Below are 16,212 nucleotides of genomic sequence, written 5' to 3'. Positions count from 1 at the left end.
ACTCACCTGAAAGATTCGATCCATTGCGATCTGGTTTACTGTTAGCCTTTGACGTTTGTTCATCATCAAAGTTGTTCGAGCTTTTTAATCAATTCGATCTGACTGGAAACGCCCAACTTCTGCATTGCCGACTTTATCTGGTTTCGCGCAGTAAATATGCTCACATCGCGATCTTGAGAAATCTCTCGAAGTGTCTTTCCCGAGCAAAATGCGCCTACTATTTCCACCTCCGCTTTAGTAAGACCAAATTGCGCCAACCGGTCATATTGTTGAGAGTTGGAACCGACCTTTGCGATCGAAATCAAAAGGTGCGGGCGGTCCAAAGTTATGGGAAACGGAAGCAGCGGATTATCAGGCGATATTCGCAAAATCCTGACTTCAATTGGACCCAAAAATTGATCGGTCGCCGCAAGAAAATGCGAAATCTCGCGGTCATTTCGGAGCAATGACTTTGTTGCCCTTGTAAGTAGCGCGTTTAATTCCAACAAATTGAATCGAAACCGCCTACCCAACGTCCATTGAGCGGGCCCAGAAGTATCCAACATCTTCTCTCCCGCTGCATTGCTGTAGCTAAGGTGCGATTTTTCATCGACAACATAAAGGGCGACAGATTTGTCTCCACGCAGGTTGATAGGTAAGCTCGATGAAAGCTCATGTTCGGCAATTATGCGATTAAATTCAAACGCTTGACGAATATGTGGTCGCAGTATGGCCAACGAATGCAACCAATTACTTTCCAGTGCATCTGCGTCTTTCCGCCGAATGTTCCCGCCAAGCATAATTGTACGATTTCCACCTTTGAACAACATGACGCCACCACCTGCACACACATCCTCTTGTGGCTTCACCCATTCATGATAAAAATCAGTTTGTTCAAGCAGCTCTAGACTCATCATTTGCTGTGAATGAACGACAGCGCCTTCCATTGCGTTTGCGAACCCAGGTGCCCAGGCATTTTTTTTGTAATAATGGCGACGATAGACATCAATCGCTTCGTCTGAATAACCGTGGCCGATCAAATTGAAAGTTTGATGTGTCTGGCGATCAAATCCAAACATATGAGTTTTGATGTCGCCCGTGTGACGTGACAGCACAGCAATGAAGTCCTGCCATTTTGAACTATCCAATGCTGCTTGAAACAGAACATCTGTTACTTGTGAAAACTGTGCAATATTTAATGGCTCATCTGGTGTCATTTTATCATACAGCAAATTAAACATGTAAAAATTTATACGTAGTCTAACTGTATCATGCACAAATGCAATAGATGCGCAATTCTTCCCAAATCCGCCTATTAGCGAGCCATGTGATCGATACTTCACACATGAACCTTCTAATTCGCCGCGGAAAAAATGACTTTTGCCACTGAATCAACCAGCAAAACCGCGAAACGCTGGGGAACGAACGTAGGGCAAGAGAAAGAATAAAACTCTAAGGGGAGACAAATATGTCTACAGAATTACTTACGCAATTATACGTTGGTTACTATAATCGAGCACCAGACCCCGACGGACTGGAGTATTGGGAAAATAGACTTGAAGAAGGAATGACTCCTGCAGAAATTGCACAGTCATTTGCTGTTCAAGCCGAATCCAAAGCAAACTACCCATACTTGGATGACCAAGACAGCAACGACGCAGGTGCGTTCATCAACAAGATTTACAAGAATTTGTTTGATCGCGCGCCTGATCCAGAGGGACTTGCTTATTGGACAGCCGAGCTGGACGCTGGCTATCCCATCGGCGTCTTCATTCTTGCTGTTATAAACGGAGCACGCAACACAGAAGATGGGCAAGACAAAACAATGCTCGCCAACAAAGTCCAGGTTGGCATTGCCTTCAAAGATGCCGAAGCTGGGAATGACAACCCTGATGTCATAGCGGATGCAATGGCTGTAATGTCGGGCGTAAATCACTCCGAAGCATCAATTGCAATGGCTTTGGGCAAAATTTCAGATAAAGCTAGCGGGGTGACCACCCGGTTTACTGGCGACGACCTTAGCGACATCGTAGACGGATCAACCCAATATGATGGGGACAAATTCACCTATTCCTTACCGGAAGAAGACCCCACCAGCATTCTTGTAACCAACGGCGCTGACTTTGAAATGAGCGGAATTGTTGGCTTTGGAGGGGCGGCAAGTGAGCTTACAGTTCGCGGCACAGGCAGCTCTGCAACCTTCAAGGCAGAGCATAGCGACGACGAGGGATCAGAATTTGGTCGTTTCTCTGGCGATGTATCCATCGTCAATGTTGCCGACAGCGCAGAGCTAACTTTCTCAAAGGGGGTAAACTTCGGCAAACTCAGAACAAAAGAGGGCTATGGTACTGCGGGTTCCGACACAAGCGCTGAGTTAAACATATTAGGCGGCGCAAAGGTTTTTGTTGGAGAAGATGCTAGATTTTCCTACGGCGGCGCCGATGAAGGGGGCGACAATGCTGCAACATCAACGAGCACGATCCTAATCCAAGGAAAAGGCTCACAGTTAAAGATCATGGACGAACTTAAAGGTGGCGGTTCAGGCGGAAAGGTTGTCATCGACATTCGATCCGGCGGATTACTTGAAGTGGAAAATGACATACGGATCGGCAATGTTACCGAGTACAATCTCGACATTGGCGGCACGGGCGTATTGGAGGTTCGTGGAAGTGAATCTGAGGTCAACGCTGGTGAGTTGAAGCTCGGACAAGGTGTAGGTTCTAACGGAACGCTTTTTGCAGATGATGGCGCGACGATCAGCGTTGCGGCCGCTAAGTTTGCAGAAGATGGTGGCTCTGCATCATTATTGATGACCGATGGAGCGACGTTGAACACCGAGTATCTTGAAGCAGCAATGAACTCCGGCTCGGTTGCAGATTTAGAGGTTTCCCGCGGTGCAAAAATCGCTGTTTCTGATTCTCTGTTATTGGGGCAGTTCAACAATGGCTTTATGAAAGATGATGGGTCGATAAGCCTAAGCGTCCCTGATGGAGCGACAAAAGTTGACTTTACGATATCGGACGGCGGCGTCGTTGAAGTCGCAAACAACATAAATGTCGCCTCCCGCTGGAAGATTGATGAGGAAATCACGCCAGGAAACGAAAGCTCAACAGTCAATATAACTGTTGCCGGCGAAGGCTCGCTTCTTGAAAGTAAGAAGGATTGGTCCGACTTTGGCCTTTCAAAGAACGCTAAAGCAACCTTGAGCATTTTGGACGGTGGCAAGGCAATTCTGGGCGAAGGTGCGAATTTCGGCAAAAACTCAGATCGGCACGACCAGTTTGGCGGTGAAGGCAACCTGATCATTGACGGCACAGGATCCAAAGTAGAGTTCATAGAGGACAGCAACAAATCTATTGACTTCGGTCGAGGTCAAGGAACTGTCGGTAACCTGACCATTTCCAACGGCGGAACATTGGACGCGAAGCAGATTGAAGCGGGTCGCGAAGGCGGCACATCCACCATCAATGTGACCGGAGATACTAGCATACAGTTGAACGAGATTACCGCGGCGCGATTTTCCGGTTCTACCGCAACGATAAATATCGCCGATGGCGCAATGGTCGAACTTGAAAACCGTCTTGATCTAGCAAGTTTTGCGTTTGGCGAAGTCTATGATGATGGCAATTCAGATTTTGGCATTGCGAATGCCGCAACGACAGCGGAACTCAATATTACTAACGGTGGGATACTAAAACTAGGCAAACAAATTGATGCTGCCACTCGATGGGAAGATCAAGACGGCATAGATGTGGGCAAGGAAAGCGCAACCGTAAACATCAATGTCTCTGGGGTTGGCTCCAAAATCGACTCCGCAGACAACACCAGCTTTTTTGGCGTATCCAAAGACGCGGTTGCAAATGTCACCGTTTCTGATGGTGGTGAGATCATTTTTGGCGACGGAGCAACTTTTGGCGAAGCAAGCGACGACTTTTCGCTCAAAGGCGGTGAAGGCAATCTGACAGTCACCGGCGATGGGTCAAAGGTGTCGTTCGCGAAAGACGACTACAATGAAATCAAGCTTGCCCATGGCGAAAATACAAAGGCAAAGCTTGTCGTAAGCGATGGGGCCAATCTGACTGCCGGTGGCATTCGCGCCGGTAGAGATGGTGGTGTTGCGGACATCGACATCGATGGCGGCACGGTGACCATTGCATATACAGGCGATGACAATGATCATAGTAGCTCCCTCATCCTAGGTAGAGATTCAACTGCAGGTGCAAGCACGCTCGACATAACCAATGGTGGCAAACTGATAATTGATGGCAATGGCACCTACTTGCCGATGCTCAGTGCGGGCCGAAATGCGGAAGACAAAGGAGAAGTCACTGTGTCCGGTGCGGGGTCAATCATTCAAATCATAGATGACAACCCCATCTCAGATACACAAACAGATTTTCGCAATGGGTATATCCGCATTGGCAGAGAGGGTGAAGCTTCCCTATCAATTTTGGATGGTGGAAAAGTCGAGAATACGAAGAATGGCGTCTCGTCATTCGGTGCCAGAGAAGGTGCAGAAGCAGCAATCACAATCGATGGGAATGGCTCCGCATTTGACTACGGTGCAGTCATGTTTGTCGGAGCATATGAATCGCAAAGTGACACAAACGTTGTAATTTCAAATGGTGCCACAGTGCAACACAGCGGCTCATCCTATTTAGCAGAAGACGGCAACAGCTATTCTGGCATCCTTTTGCAAGGCGGTGGCGCAAAGCTTACTGTTGATGCCGCATCTACTGTGAATAGCGATTTAGAAATCCTAGCTGGCAACTTCATAGTTTCCGACGCAGTTGAAACCGTGGATATCAATGGTGCGCTGTCACACACAGGCGGTGAGATTGATCTGCAGATCGCAAGCACAGCGTCGTTTGACAAGCTAGTCACGACAGGCAGTTCAAAACTTGAAGGCGAATTGAACATAGCTTTCCAAGAAGGCTTTGGCGGCGCTGCGGGCGACAGTTTTGAGTTGTTCAATGCGTCAGAATTTGAAATCGGGGGCGGTTTTACATTGGATGTAACCGGCATGGGTGCGGGTTTGGATGCCCAGCTTCAAGTGAGCGGCGGCGTCGCTTCGCTTGTGCTTTTTGATAGTCAGGTCGCGGACTTCGCTATCATCTAGTCTCCCCGGGACCAGCCCAACACAAGAGCCCGCGCTCCTCTTCGGCGAGAAGGAGTGCGGGTTTTTCATGCAAAAAGGTGGCTAAACAGGACAAACCTTACCCGTCAGCGGAATGCCGCGGGAAACGGTCATGGCGTTTGGGCTGAAATCAACCGCGCTGCGCTCAATTTCCGCCAAATCCTCAAGTGAGGCGTCGGCATCAATGTGGATTTCATATTGAATGCCTGACATTTCGACTTTCGCATCGTCGCGCAAGTCTAAGAAACCAGCGAGATCAAGACCACCGGTCACTTTTACGTTGAGGCTTTTGATCTCAATATTCTTGATTGAAGCGTGCACAACAAAGCCAACCATGATGCAAGCGCCAACGCCTGACATAAGGAATTCTTGTGGCGTTGGGCCTTTGCTTTCGCCAAGCAATGCAGGCGGTTCATCAACAACCCAAGAGAAATCGCGCGGAATCTCTTCGCCGCCCACATTCATGGGCAATGTGGTGACATTAGCGCGCACGCCAGATTGCCAGTTTAGGTTCACGCCATAAGTGGCGATACCTGCAGCAGGCGTTTCGCTGATCGCAGCTTTTGCGCCTTCAAGACCTTCAAGGTCAATATTGTTGAGCATGATGTTTCCTTCGATGCTTGTTGGTTGATTTGTTTATGCGGCGCAATTCGCCGCCCAGTTCTGGCCAAATGCCAGTTCGCTCAAATCAAAAGCATGAAGAATGGTGTTTCGTCCCACCCGCTCAAGCGGATGTGAGGTACGGTTTCAGCCCCTTGCGAATTCTCTCTTTATTGTGAAGACAGGGTCCAGTTTTAGCCGGCCGCCAATGTTTTGCTGGAAGGCAACAGCTTCAATTTTTCATTGATTTCGTGCAAAGCAAGGCGGAACAATGCTTCAAGCGGCAATGTATGCCCGCTTTCCTGCTCCCGCAGGCGCACTTTTGCCCAAACGTCATCATCACGTACAGCATCCAAAAAATCATGGCCATGCCATGTCAGCGAATGGGGATACCAAGGGGCCGAATTATCAAACCCGTGCCCTTCAATTGCATGGATCAAATTGCCCTCATGCATCATGCGCACGTGCTGATAAATCGTGACGTCATCATAGTCTTTGTGGGGCAAATGGATTGTGCCCGGTTCATCATCTACGCTGTTTTCAATCGCAATCAAAATGGTGCGAACCAAGTCCATATTCCGCTTCATCGATCACCCTCTCCTTTTGCCCTAACGATTTAGAGAGTATGTGAATTTGAACAGATGTGCTTTGCGGTGGATCAAGTTGCATTTTTCTTACGTTCACGAAAACGGCGAACCTTATCGGTATTCCCACACGCAGCGGAACTGCACCACTTCTTTGACCCGTTTTTGCTTGTATCGTGAAAGGCCCACAAACAAGTATCGTTCGCACAAAGCTTGAAACGTTTAATTCCATAATGTGCAACGCTCCGGGCAAAATCATGTGCCAAAAACTCGTGAGGACTATAGGTATTCTCTTTTGTTGTTTTGGTTTCAACAATTGTTTTTTCGCTAGCAATCAACTCCAGAAGACGAACTTCGGGCTTTATTACACTGTTGATAAAGGCAAGATCCTCGGGCTCGACCGTTCCCTGACGAGAAACCTGAAACAGTACATTTCGAATTGCAGTTCGCAACGCCAGTAGCGAGTTCATATCTTCAGTCAATTCGGTATCGGTGAACCCCCATTCGTTAGCACGACGAGACAAATAGCTGGGATCATGAAGATGGTCCGTTCGCGTATCTATGCTTGAGATATGTAGCGAGTTAACGAATTTCACAAAAAACGGCGAATCCACCATTGTAACCACCTAAAATTTTTAATAGGTTACATAATATCATTCCAGATAAAATTAGACAATGAGAACGTTGGAGCCAGCTGAAAAATGAATTTTGAAAAGAATGTGGACACCGTAATAATAGGCGGCGGAAATGTCGGTGCAGCAATCGCTCACCATTTGGCAGACCTTGGGAAAACAGACGTCTGTGTTCTTGAAAGGGGAACAATTTCAAATTTGCAGGGCTCCACTGGCCACGCCCCCGGTTTGGTCGTGCGAAACAACTACTCCACCGTCATGTCAGAATGGGCGGATTATTCAACCAAGCTATACACGTCACTTCCAGACGGCGGCAGCCATATGGAATTGGTTGGAAGTATTGAAGCATCACGCCACGAAAAAAATACACCAGTCTTTGAAGCAAAATTGGCGGCGGCAAAAAGCCGAGGTTTTAAGGCAAAACTTTTGGCAAGCAACGAAGTCGGCGAAATGTTGCCTTATGTGGACGCGGGAAAACTAGCATTGTCATTGCTCGTAGAAGGTGACGGAGTCGTGGACGCCAAGAGCACGGTCCAGTCATTGTTGAAAAACGCTGAAAGCAAAGGGATAGCCGTTCACGAAAACACGGAAGTATTGTCCATCACCACACACAACTCACGCGTGACTGCGGTCGAAACGACAGGTGGAAGAATTGCATGCAACACCGTTGTGCTCGCGGTAGGAATTTGGGGTGCGGTGTTTCTCGAAAAAATGGGTGTTAAATTGCCACTTGTACCCGTGCAGCACCCATATCTTTACACTAAGGCCGCTCCAGTTCTAGGCGAACCAACGAGTGCTGCTGTACGCCCTATGTTTCGCGATATGGACAATCTTTTCTATCTTCGAGAACATGGAAATCAGTTTGGCTACGGGTGGTATAATCATGCCCCGTTGGGAGCAGAAATGCAGGACAATCGAGCCGCCGAGTTGCCTTATGTCGAACAGGTATTTGATAGCAAACTCCCTTTCGATCTTTTGCCAGTTCTTAGGACGTTACCCGTCATCGATCAACTCAACGGCGTGTTCTCAATGACACCCGACGGTGGTCCCTTGTTAGGAGAAATTGACGAAGTTGTTGGGTTGTTTCTGGCGGAAGCCGTTTGGGTTACTCATGCAGGCGGAGTTGGTCGCTCGGCTGCTCAAATGTTGACAGGCAACACTTTAACCCAAGACGTGTCTAAATTCGACGCTAACCGGTTCTCGTCGTATGATGCACAAAGGATATATGCGGACGCATTGTCACTTTATAACAATATCTACCATTGGCCACTTACGGTTTGATGCCGAACAAGTTGAACTAGGCCGACAAGAAAGTTTGGCGCGGAACAAAGACCGCGACAAACCACCCCACCCCACACACCAACAATTGACAAATATCAATTATTGAATCATCGTTTCTGCATGGCCACTTGCGCTCGCCGACAGTTTTGAGGCGAACAAGGGATGAAATGCCACGGGTTAGCTCGTGGTTGTCTCTTGAGGAAAAGTGGAATCCCACAAAAATCCCTCATCAACCACCGCCACGGGCTTGTTTGAAGCATTCAAAGTGGAGCGTGATGATGACTCACCACAACACAAGCAACGAAGTTTGGGCTGAACCGTTTAAGATCAAAATGGTTGAGCTTTTGAAGGTCACCAGCCGTGAGGATCGCGAAAAAGCGATCAAAGAAGCTGGGTACAATACATTTTTGTTGAAATCAGAAGATGTCTATATCGATTTGCTGACTGATAGCGGCGTCGGTGCCATGTCGGACCGACAATGGGCGGGCATGATGATGGGGGATGAGGCCTATGCAGGCAGCGCCAACTTCTATCGCCTTGAAGCAACGGTGAAGCAATATTATTCCTATCAATACACCGTACCGACCCACCAAGGGCGTGGCGCTGAGAACATCCTGTCGCAAATCCTGATCAAAGACGGCGACTATGTGCCGGGCAATATGTATTTCACCACTACGCGGTTGCACCAAGAATTGGCCGGTGGCAAATTTGTCGACGTGATCATTGACGAAGCGCACGACCCTGCATCCACCCATCCGTTTAAGGGCAATGTGGATATCGCCAAGCTCGACAAATTGGTGGCTGAAGTTGGCGCAGAGAAGATCCCATATGTGTGCATTGCCACGGCGGTGAACATGGCAGGCGGTCAGCCAATATCCTTGGGCAATCTGAAAGAGTTGCGCGTTTGGGCCGACAAGCATGACATCATGATTGTGCACGACATGACGCGGGTTGCAGAAAATGCCTATTTCATCCAACAGCGCGAAGACGGTTATCGCGAGAAATCTATTGCCGAAATTGTGCATGAGATTTGCTCGCTGACTGATGCAGCCACCATGTCTTCGAAAAAAGACGCAATGGTGAACATTGGCGGCTTTCTGGCGATGAACAGCGAAGCGCTTTACGAAAAGGCATGCAACCTTGTGGTTGTTTATGAAGGCTTGCACACCTATGGCGGCATGGCAGGTCGCGATATGGAAGCGTTGGCAATCGGCATCACGGAGAGCTTGCAAGATGCGCATATTCGCGCACGTGTTGGCCAAGTTGAGTATTTGGGCAACCGCTTGATCGATCGTGGTGTACCTATTGTGCGCCCGATTGGTGGACATGCTGTGTTTTTGGATGCGCGGGCGATATTGCCGCATATTCCGCAAAGTCAATATCCAGCGCAAGCGCTTGCTTCTGCACTCTATGTCGACGGCGGTGTACGCGTGATGGAACGCGGTGCGGTGTCCGCTGGACGCAACAAAGAGACTGGCGAAGAGTTTATGCCCAAGCTTGAACTTGTCCGCCTCACCCTGCCCCGACGGGTTTATACACAGGCGCATATGGATGTGGTTGTGGAGAGCGTTTGTCGGGTAATGGAAAATGCCGACAAGATTAAAGGGCTCAAATTCGCATACGAGCCGGAATATTTACGCTTTTTCCGCGGCAAATTTGAAGAAATTGACGCCTAATTATGCCCTATGTGGTCGCCTCAATTGGCGGCCACAAACTACCCTTGCGTTTTTAGCATAGCAGAGGGTCTAAAACCGGACCAAACTTTTGCAAGTTTTCGCTTGCGCTCTTGCACAAAGAGCATAAAGAGCATTTCATTGAAATCGTGGATTTCAGTCGGGGGCCGGAACGTATGTTCGTTGGCGTGCTCACATTTCACCACATGAGGAGATTGAAATGAAGATTGCCATGCTGGCGAGAAACGCAAACTTGTATTCGCACAAGCGACTAAAAGAAGCTGCAGAGCAACGCGGCCACGAATTACAGATTATCAACACGCTACGCTGCTACATGAACATCGCATCGCGTCGGCCAGAGATTTTCTACAATGGCGAAAAACTCAAAGGCTTTGATGCCGTCATTCCGCGTATTGGTACTTCGATTACCTTTTACGGAACGGCCGTGCTGCGCCAATTTGAAATGATGGGCGTTTACCCGCTAAATGAAAGCGTTGGCATTGGTCGCTCACGTGACAAATTGCGCTCCATGCAGCTGCTCGCTCGCGATGGAATTGGCTTGCCCAACACAACTTTTGCGCATGACCCGAAGCAAACTGAAGAGGTGATCAAGCTGGCAGGTGGCGCCCCGTTGGTGATCAAGTTGCTTGAAGGCACCCAAGGCGTTGGCGTTATGCTGGCTGACACGGACAAATCGGCACAAAGCGTGATCGAGGCCTTCCGTGGCGCTCAAGTAAACATTTTGGTGCAGCAATTCATCAAAGAAGCTGGCGGCGAAGACATTCGCGCGTTCGTTATTGGTGGCAAAGTGGTTGCAGCTATGTTGCGCAAAGGCGCTGAAGGCGATTTCCGCTCTAATTTGCACCGTGGTGGCTCAGCTCGCTCGATCAAAATCACACCAGAAGAGCGCGCAACAGCGGTCAAGGCTGCAAAAGCGATGGGTCTCAATGTTTGTGGTGTCGATATGCTGCGCTCTTCAAGCGGTCCTGTGGTGATGGAGGTTAACTCGTCTCCTGGCCTTGAAGGCATCGAAAATGCGACTGGCATCGATATTGCGGGCAAAACTATTGAGTTTTTGGAAAAGAACGCGAAGCCAAACAAAACCCGCACACGAGGTAAAGGCTAATGACCAAACGCGCCCCTTTTAAATTGGGGACACACGAAATTCCTGCAGGTCGACGGCGCACCGTTGACCTGCCGGTGAGTGTTTTATCTGACCACACGCCGGTCAATATGAGCGTTCATGTGGTGCATGGACGTTTGCCCGGGCCGACAATATTTGTTTCGGCGGCAGTGCATGGCGATGAAGTCATCGGCGTTGAAATTGTCCGGCGTTTGCTCAATTCCAAAAAGCTGGCTGGCTTGCGCGGCACTTTGTTGGCCATCCCGATTGTCAACTCGTTCGGATTTATGAACCATTCGCGGTATCTACCGGATAGACGCGACTTGAACCGATCGTTTCCTGGCAGCCCGCAGGGTTCGCTGGCGGCCCGGTTGGCCTATATCTTTGTTGAAGAGATCGTCCAGAAGTCAGACTTTGGCATCGATTTGCACTCGGCTGCGGTGAACCGCTCGAATTTGCCGCAAACGCGTGTTTCGCACAAATCGGAAAAAGCCAAGGAACTGGCCAAAGCATTTGGCGCGCAAGTGACTTTGCTTTCGCCTTTACGCGAAGGGTCATTGCGCCAGGTTGCCGATGGGCTTGAAACCCCAATGGTGCTGTATGAAGCCGGTGAAGGCCTACGTTTTGATGAATATGCCGCCAAAACCGGCGTCACCGGCATTTTGCGGGTAATGAGCCACTTGGGCATGCTTAGCGCAAAGGCGGTGACACAGCCAAAGGTGAAACCGTTGCTATCGTCATCAAGCTACTGGCTGCGCGCCCCGGCGGGCGGTGTGTTGCGGACCTTCAAAGGCAATGGCGAGATCGTGCAAGAAGGCAGTGTGCTCGGCATCATATCCGACCCATTTGGGGAAAAGGAAGTCGAAGTGACGGCAACCTATCCTGGGTTAGTCATTGGGCGCACAAACTTGCCTGTTGTGCATGAAGGTGATGGATTGTTCCATATTGCCAAAATCAAACGATCTGACGAGCAAGCAGAAGCCGCTCTTGACCATTTGCAAACGCAAGTGGAAACCGAGGCTGAAGCTTTGTTCGACGAGGACGAAATTATTTAGTCCAAAGATATTTTGTGCGCTGAAGATAATCGTCAAGAGTTGCCGGGTCATTTCCCGTCAACTCTTTGACTTTTCTCGTGATTGTTGCCGCTTTTCCAAAACGCTGGACGGAATATAGAGCAGTCATCACAAGCGCCAAAGGAAACGGATATCCGCTTTGGACCTTGCGCCAAATGAATCCAATTATCGGCGCTGGTCGATAGTTTATTGCTTTTCCAGCTGCTACGCTCAATTTATCAGCCACTTCAAAAAGGCTAAGCGCTTGCGGTCCTGTTAGATCAAACCCCTCACCGATGTGAACATCGTCGCAAAGCGCAACTTCAATGCACTTTGCGATATCATCAACATCAATAAATGACGACTTTCCATCGCCAGCAGGCACTGAGATTTCACGTCGCTCCAGAATATCGTTGCGGTGAACGGTTTCGAGATTTTGCATGAAATCACTTGGTCGGATCATGGTCCAAGCAAAGCCCATCTCCTGCACCAATTTTTCCAGTTTGTGGTGCGGTAGAAAGCTATTGTCTGCCGCACCTAAAACCGAGAGCACAACAACACGCTTAATGCCGCGCGCTTTTGCAGCATTGAGAAAAGGGCGGAAGATTTCTGGCTTTGTGATTTGGGGCGGGCGCATAAGAAAGATAGCGTCAACACCGCGCAACGCAGCATCAAAACTATCCTCATTTTCAAAGGAAAACTCAATCCATTCAACATCTTTGGTGGTTTGCATCGCGCGTTGACTTGCTGCAACAATTTCGCACTTGCCGCGAAGTTGCTTGATCAGCGCGCCACCAACACGCCCTGTGGCACCTGTTATAAATATCCTAGAATAATCCATTGAGCCCTTCCCATCTTATTTAGATGTAAGGTGTTTTGCGTGCCAGGCAACATGCTCGTGCATAAAGGTTGATACAAACGGGTAATAATGGTCGTACCCCTCTTGAATACGCATGGTCAGATCAATGTCGGTGCCTTTAGCCGTTTCAACCAGTGCTTGCGGCCGGCACCCCTCTTCCATCCATTCGTCGACATCTCCTTGATCAACCAAAATAGGCGAAAATCGATGCCCATCCGCGATCAAATCGCACGTATCATACTGACGCCAACTGGAACGGTCACCGCCCAAATATTTTTCAAATGATGGTTTGGACCAACTCGCATCTGAAGGCCGACAAATTGGTGCAAATGCGGAACAACTTTTAAAACGATCAGGATTTTTCAGTGCAATGGTGATGGCCCCGTGCCCACCCATCGAATGCCCCGTGATCGATTGGCGCGACATATCTGCGTTGAAATTTTTTCCGATCAGCTCGGGCAACTCATCCACCACATACGAATACATTTTGTAGTTCTTGGAAAAAGGTTCTTCTATCGCGTCTAGGTAGAAGCCTGCCCCGCTACCAAATTGCCAGTTGTCGGGTTCATCTGGAACATTTTCACCGCGCGGTGACGTATCTGGGCAGACAACAATAATACCCTTTTCCGCAGCCATCTGCCGATACTCGCCTTTGTCCATCACGTTGGAATGATCGCAAGTAAGTCCCGATAGATACCACAGCACCGGGCATGGTCTTTCTTCTGCTTGCGGCGGCACAAAAACCGCAAATGTCATCTCGCATTGGCAAGACATTGAAGCGTGCGTGTACACGCCTTGCATACCGCCATGCGAGCGGGTTTCAGAAACGATTTGCATATTGGTCCTTAAAACTTCACAACGCCGCGAATGCTTTCGCCTTTGCGCATCAAATCAAAACCGTCATTGATTTTGTCCAAGCCCATCGTGTGCGTAATCATTGGATCTATTTGGATTTTGCCATCCATGTACCAATCGACAATTTTTGGCACATCTGTACGTCCTTTAGCACCACCAAAGGCAGTGCCACGCCAGTTGCGACCTGTGACCAGTTGGAACGGACGGGTCGATATCTCCTGTCCGGCGCCAGCAACGCCAATGATAATAGAAGTACCCCAGCCTTTGTGGCAGCACTCGAGCGCCTGACGCATCACATCAACATTGCCAATGCATTCAAATGAGTAATCTGCGCCGCCTTTGGTGAGATCAACGATGTAGGGCACCAAATCGCCTTCAACTTCTTTCGGGTTGACGAAATGCGTCATGCCAAACCGCTCACCCCATGCTTTGCGCGCCGGATTAATGTCAACACCTACGATCATATTGGCACCAGCCAAGCGCGCGCCTTGGATAACATTGAGACCGATACCGCCAAGGCCAAACACAACAACATTGTCGCCAGGCCGAACCTTTGCTGTGTTTATGACCGCGCCAATGCCTGTTGTTACCCCACAGCCGATATAGCAAATGCTCTCAAACGGTGCGTCTTCGCGCACTTTGGCGAGCGCAATTTCAGGCACAACGGTGTGATTGGCAAAGGTCGACGTCCCCATATAGTGAAAAGCAGGTTCGCCTTTGATTGAAAACCGTGACGTGCCGTCTGGCATAACGCCTTGGCCCTGAGTTGTGCGAATTTTTTGGCACAGATTGGTTTTCCCAGATGTGCAATAATCGCACTCACGACATTCCGGCGTATAGAGGGGAATAACATGATCGCCCTTTTTGAGCGTTGTGACGCCGGGGCCAACATCAACAACAACGCCAGCACCTTCATGTCCTAGAATAGCGGGGAAGATTCCTTCAGGATCAGCACCGGACAGCGTAAATTCATCCGTGTGGCAAATTCCCGTGGCACGAATCTCAACGAGCACCTCACCCTCTTTTGGGCCTTCCAAATCCACCTCGATAACTTCAAGCGGCTTTCCGGCTTCAAATGCAACTGCTGCTCTGGTTTTCATCAATGCCTCCACGATAATCAAAAAAGTACTTGTGCCGCACGTCATGCGCGCAAAGAATCTTATAGTTAGTGTATGCTAGCAACCCGGAACCGACATTCACAATGTTGTTTTTGTGTTTGTAGAATTTGAAAGCGGCAGCATCGCAACTCGTCGCTCAGCGTTGGCAAGACGTATTGGCAAAAACCGACCTTGTGCCCATCGACATTCACACGCCATTGTGGCTGTGGAGTCGTGGTGGATTTATCGAGATTGGGAAATAGAATGAGCGCAACAATTGAACATTTGGGCGAGATTGATGGCAAACCATTTCAGCGCATAATTCTAAAAAGTGACCTCGCTGAAGTGGCCATTTTGTCGCTTGGCGGGATCACTCAGAGCTGGAACATTCCGACAGCAACGGGGTCGCTTGATGTGGTTTTGGGTTATGATGATCCGTTCGATTACATGCAAAACCCAGACTATATGGGCACGACTGTTGGCCGTGTCGCCAACCGGATATCAGGTGCAGCATTTGAGCTAGATGGCGGAGTGTACAAACTCAGCGAAAACGGACCTGGCCTGACCTTACATGGCGGGGTAAATGGACTTTCCAAACGCAATTGGACGGTCGAAGAAGCCACAGATACCAGCGTGAAACTAAGCTATCGCTCCCCCCATCTCGAAGAGGGTTTTCCCGGCAATGTGGATTTCACCATGCGCATGACGCTTTCTGGTGCGCGGCTAGTATATGAAGTTAGCGCAACCACAGACCGCCCTACCCCGATCAATTTTGCACAACATAACTATTATAACTTGTTAGGAGGCGGACCAATCTGGCAGCACCAAATGCAGGTGAATGCTGATCAGTACATGCCTACCAACGATGAGTTGCTGCCAACGGGTGAGATCGCGACTGTTGCGGGCACGATTTTTGATTTCCGCAAAAAATTCAGCTTTGAACAGGCTGATCCGAACCAAAATGGGATGGATATGGCTTATGTTCTGCCCGAAAACAGAGACAAAGCTGAACCTGTTGCTCGGGTTGAAGCAGCAAACGGTGTTGCCTTGCAGCTATGGACCGACCAGCCGTGCCTGCAGGCCTACAACGGCAACAGCCAATCTGTCGAAACGAGCGGTGCAAAGGGCCGCTTGTTTGGACCAAACTCCGCGATTTGTTTGGAGCCGCAAAAGCACTCCGATGCCGTCAACATTCCTGATCTCCCAAGCATTATTGTACAGCCGGGTGAAACTTACACCTATTTTGCCGCGATTGAGATCACTGGAAATTGAGCGCCAAACGGTTGACCAAAAACGTTTTGAAGCCCATCATGTAATCGTATTCATTGTGTTTTGCGTCG

13 protein-coding genes are annotated in these 16,212 nt (G+C 49.2%); 6 read left to right on the top strand and 7 right to left on the bottom strand.

Features of this window, described 5'->3' with window-relative positions; genetic code table 11:
* Positions 1-65 precede the first annotated feature (65 nt).
* Positions 66-1,196, bottom strand: coding sequence for a helix-turn-helix transcriptional regulator (locus QQL65_RS11500; RefSeq protein WP_284364657.1), 1,131 nt, complete (start codon positions 1,194-1,196; stop codon positions 66-68).
* Positions 1,197-1,447: 251 nt separating this feature from the next.
* Between QQL65_RS11500 and QQL65_RS11495 the strand changes: the two genes are divergently transcribed.
* Positions 1,448-5,098 (top strand): DUF4214 domain-containing protein, encoded by a 3,651-nt coding sequence (locus QQL65_RS11495; protein ID WP_284364656.1) that lies wholly within the window; start codon positions 1,448-1,450, stop codon positions 5,096-5,098.
* A gap of 81 nt (positions 5,099-5,179) precedes the next feature.
* Here QQL65_RS11495 and QQL65_RS11490 read toward each other — a convergent pair whose 3' ends face one another.
* From QQL65_RS11490 to QQL65_RS11480, 3 genes are all read right to left on the bottom strand, one after another.
* A complete protein-coding gene (locus QQL65_RS11490; protein ID WP_284364654.1) occupies positions 5,180-5,719 on the bottom strand; it encodes an OsmC family protein in 540 nt (179 codons plus the stop codon).
* A 191-nt stretch (positions 5,720-5,910) separates the two neighbouring features.
* Positions 5,911-6,303, bottom strand: coding sequence for a DUF2513 domain-containing protein (locus QQL65_RS11485; protein WP_284364652.1), 393 nt, complete (start codon positions 6,301-6,303; stop codon positions 5,911-5,913).
* A gap of 71 nt (positions 6,304-6,374) precedes the next feature.
* Entirely contained in the window at positions 6,375-6,917 is a 543-nt protein-coding gene (locus QQL65_RS11480) for a CGNR zinc finger domain-containing protein (RefSeq protein WP_284364649.1), read from the bottom strand.
* Positions 6,918-7,001: 84 nt separating this feature from the next.
* On the opposite strand from QQL65_RS11480, the gene QQL65_RS11475 reads away from it, so the two are divergent.
* The 4 genes from QQL65_RS11475 to QQL65_RS11460 all read left to right on the top strand — a co-directional run bounded on the left by QQL65_RS11475 (position 7,002) and on the right by QQL65_RS11460 (position 12,064).
* A complete protein-coding gene (locus tag QQL65_RS11475; protein ID WP_284364648.1) occupies positions 7,002-8,213 on the top strand; it encodes an NAD(P)/FAD-dependent oxidoreductase in 1,212 nt (403 codons plus the stop codon).
* 275 nt (positions 8,214-8,488) lie between these two features.
* A complete protein-coding gene (locus QQL65_RS11470; protein ID WP_284364647.1) occupies positions 8,489-9,889 on the top strand; it encodes a tyrosine phenol-lyase in 1,401 nt (466 codons plus the stop codon).
* Between the two features lie 217 nt (positions 9,890-10,106).
* Positions 10,107-11,012, top strand: a complete 906-nt coding sequence (rimK, locus tag QQL65_RS11465) for a 30S ribosomal protein S6--L-glutamate ligase (protein ID WP_284364646.1) — start codon at positions 10,107-10,109, stop codon at positions 11,010-11,012.
* The gene (locus QQL65_RS11460) at positions 11,012-12,064 is read left to right on the top strand and encodes a succinylglutamate desuccinylase/aspartoacylase family protein (protein WP_284364645.1); all 1,053 of its coding nucleotides are present in this window, start codon (positions 11,012-11,014) and stop codon (positions 12,062-12,064) included. Before rimK ends, QQL65_RS11460 begins: the two co-directional genes overlap by 1 nt.
* Here QQL65_RS11460 and QQL65_RS11455 read toward each other — a convergent pair.
* Genes QQL65_RS11455 through QQL65_RS11445 form a run of 3 tightly spaced genes read right to left on the bottom strand, consistent with a single transcriptional unit; the run spans position 12,057 to position 14,875 of the window.
* Positions 12,057-12,902 (bottom strand): NmrA family NAD(P)-binding protein, encoded by an 846-nt coding sequence (locus QQL65_RS11455; RefSeq protein ID WP_284364644.1) that lies wholly within the window; start codon positions 12,900-12,902, stop codon positions 12,057-12,059. The genes QQL65_RS11460 and QQL65_RS11455 overlap by 8 nt on opposite strands.
* A 15-nt stretch (positions 12,903-12,917) precedes the next feature.
* Complete coding sequence (gene fghA, locus QQL65_RS11450; RefSeq protein ID WP_284364642.1) at positions 12,918-13,757, bottom strand: S-formylglutathione hydrolase; 840 nt, start codon at positions 13,755-13,757, stop codon at positions 12,918-12,920.
* An 8-nt stretch (positions 13,758-13,765) separates the two neighbouring features.
* A complete protein-coding gene (locus QQL65_RS11445) occupies positions 13,766-14,875 on the bottom strand; it encodes an S-(hydroxymethyl)glutathione dehydrogenase/class III alcohol dehydrogenase (protein ID WP_284364641.1) in 1,110 nt (369 codons plus the stop codon).
* Between the two features lie 261 nt (positions 14,876-15,136).
* On the opposite strand from QQL65_RS11445, the gene QQL65_RS11440 reads away from it, so the two are divergent.
* A complete protein-coding gene (locus QQL65_RS11440; RefSeq protein ID WP_284364639.1) occupies positions 15,137-16,144 on the top strand; it encodes an aldose epimerase family protein in 1,008 nt (335 codons plus the stop codon).
* Positions 16,145-16,212 lie beyond the last annotated feature (68 nt).

The sequence above is a fragment of the Maritalea porphyrae genome, assembly GCF_030159895.1.
GTDB lineage: Bacteria > Pseudomonadota > Alphaproteobacteria > Rhizobiales > Devosiaceae > Maritalea > Maritalea porphyrae.
This window is presented reverse-complemented; position numbering and strand designations above follow the sequence as displayed.

What these genes read in the sequence shown, in the direction of transcription:
- QQL65_RS11485 (WP_284364652.1), bottom strand. Translation starts at nt 6,303, where the DNA reads ATGAAGCGGAATATGGACTTGGTTCGCACCATTTTGATTGCGATTGAA.
- QQL65_RS11480 (WP_284364649.1), bottom strand. Translation starts at nt 6,917, where the DNA reads ATGGTGGATTCGCCGTTTTTTGTGAAATTCGTTAACTCGCTACATATC.
- QQL65_RS11470 (WP_284364647.1), top strand. Translation starts at nt 8,489, where the DNA reads ATGATGACTCACCACAACACAAGCAACGAAGTTTGGGCTGAACCGTTT.
- QQL65_RS11460 (WP_284364645.1), top strand. Translation starts at nt 11,012, where the DNA reads ATGACCAAACGCGCCCCTTTTAAATTGGGGACACACGAAATTCCTGCA.
- rimK (WP_284364646.1), top strand. Translation starts at nt 10,107, where the DNA reads ATGAAGATTGCCATGCTGGCGAGAAACGCAAACTTGTATTCGCACAAG.
- QQL65_RS11490 (WP_284364654.1), bottom strand. Translation starts at nt 5,719, where the DNA reads ATGCTCAACAATATTGACCTTGAAGGTCTTGAAGGCGCAAAAGCTGCG.
- QQL65_RS11440 (WP_284364639.1), top strand. Translation starts at nt 15,137, where the DNA reads ATGAGCGCAACAATTGAACATTTGGGCGAGATTGATGGCAAACCATTT.
- QQL65_RS11475 (WP_284364648.1), top strand. Translation starts at nt 7,002, where the DNA reads ATGAATTTTGAAAAGAATGTGGACACCGTAATAATAGGCGGCGGAAAT.
- QQL65_RS11500 (WP_284364657.1), bottom strand. Translation starts at nt 1,196, where the DNA reads ATGACACCAGATGAGCCATTAAATATTGCACAGTTTTCACAAGTAACA.
- QQL65_RS11445 (WP_284364641.1), bottom strand. Translation starts at nt 14,875, where the DNA reads ATGAAAACCAGAGCAGCAGTTGCATTTGAAGCCGGAAAGCCGCTTGAA.
- fghA (WP_284364642.1), bottom strand. Translation starts at nt 13,757, where the DNA reads ATGCAAATCGTTTCTGAAACCCGCTCGCATGGCGGTATGCAAGGCGTG.
- QQL65_RS11495 (WP_284364656.1), top strand. Translation starts at nt 1,448, where the DNA reads ATGTCTACAGAATTACTTACGCAATTATACGTTGGTTACTATAATCGA.
- QQL65_RS11455 (WP_284364644.1), bottom strand. Translation starts at nt 12,902, where the DNA reads ATGGATTATTCTAGGATATTTATAACAGGTGCCACAGGGCGTGTTGGT.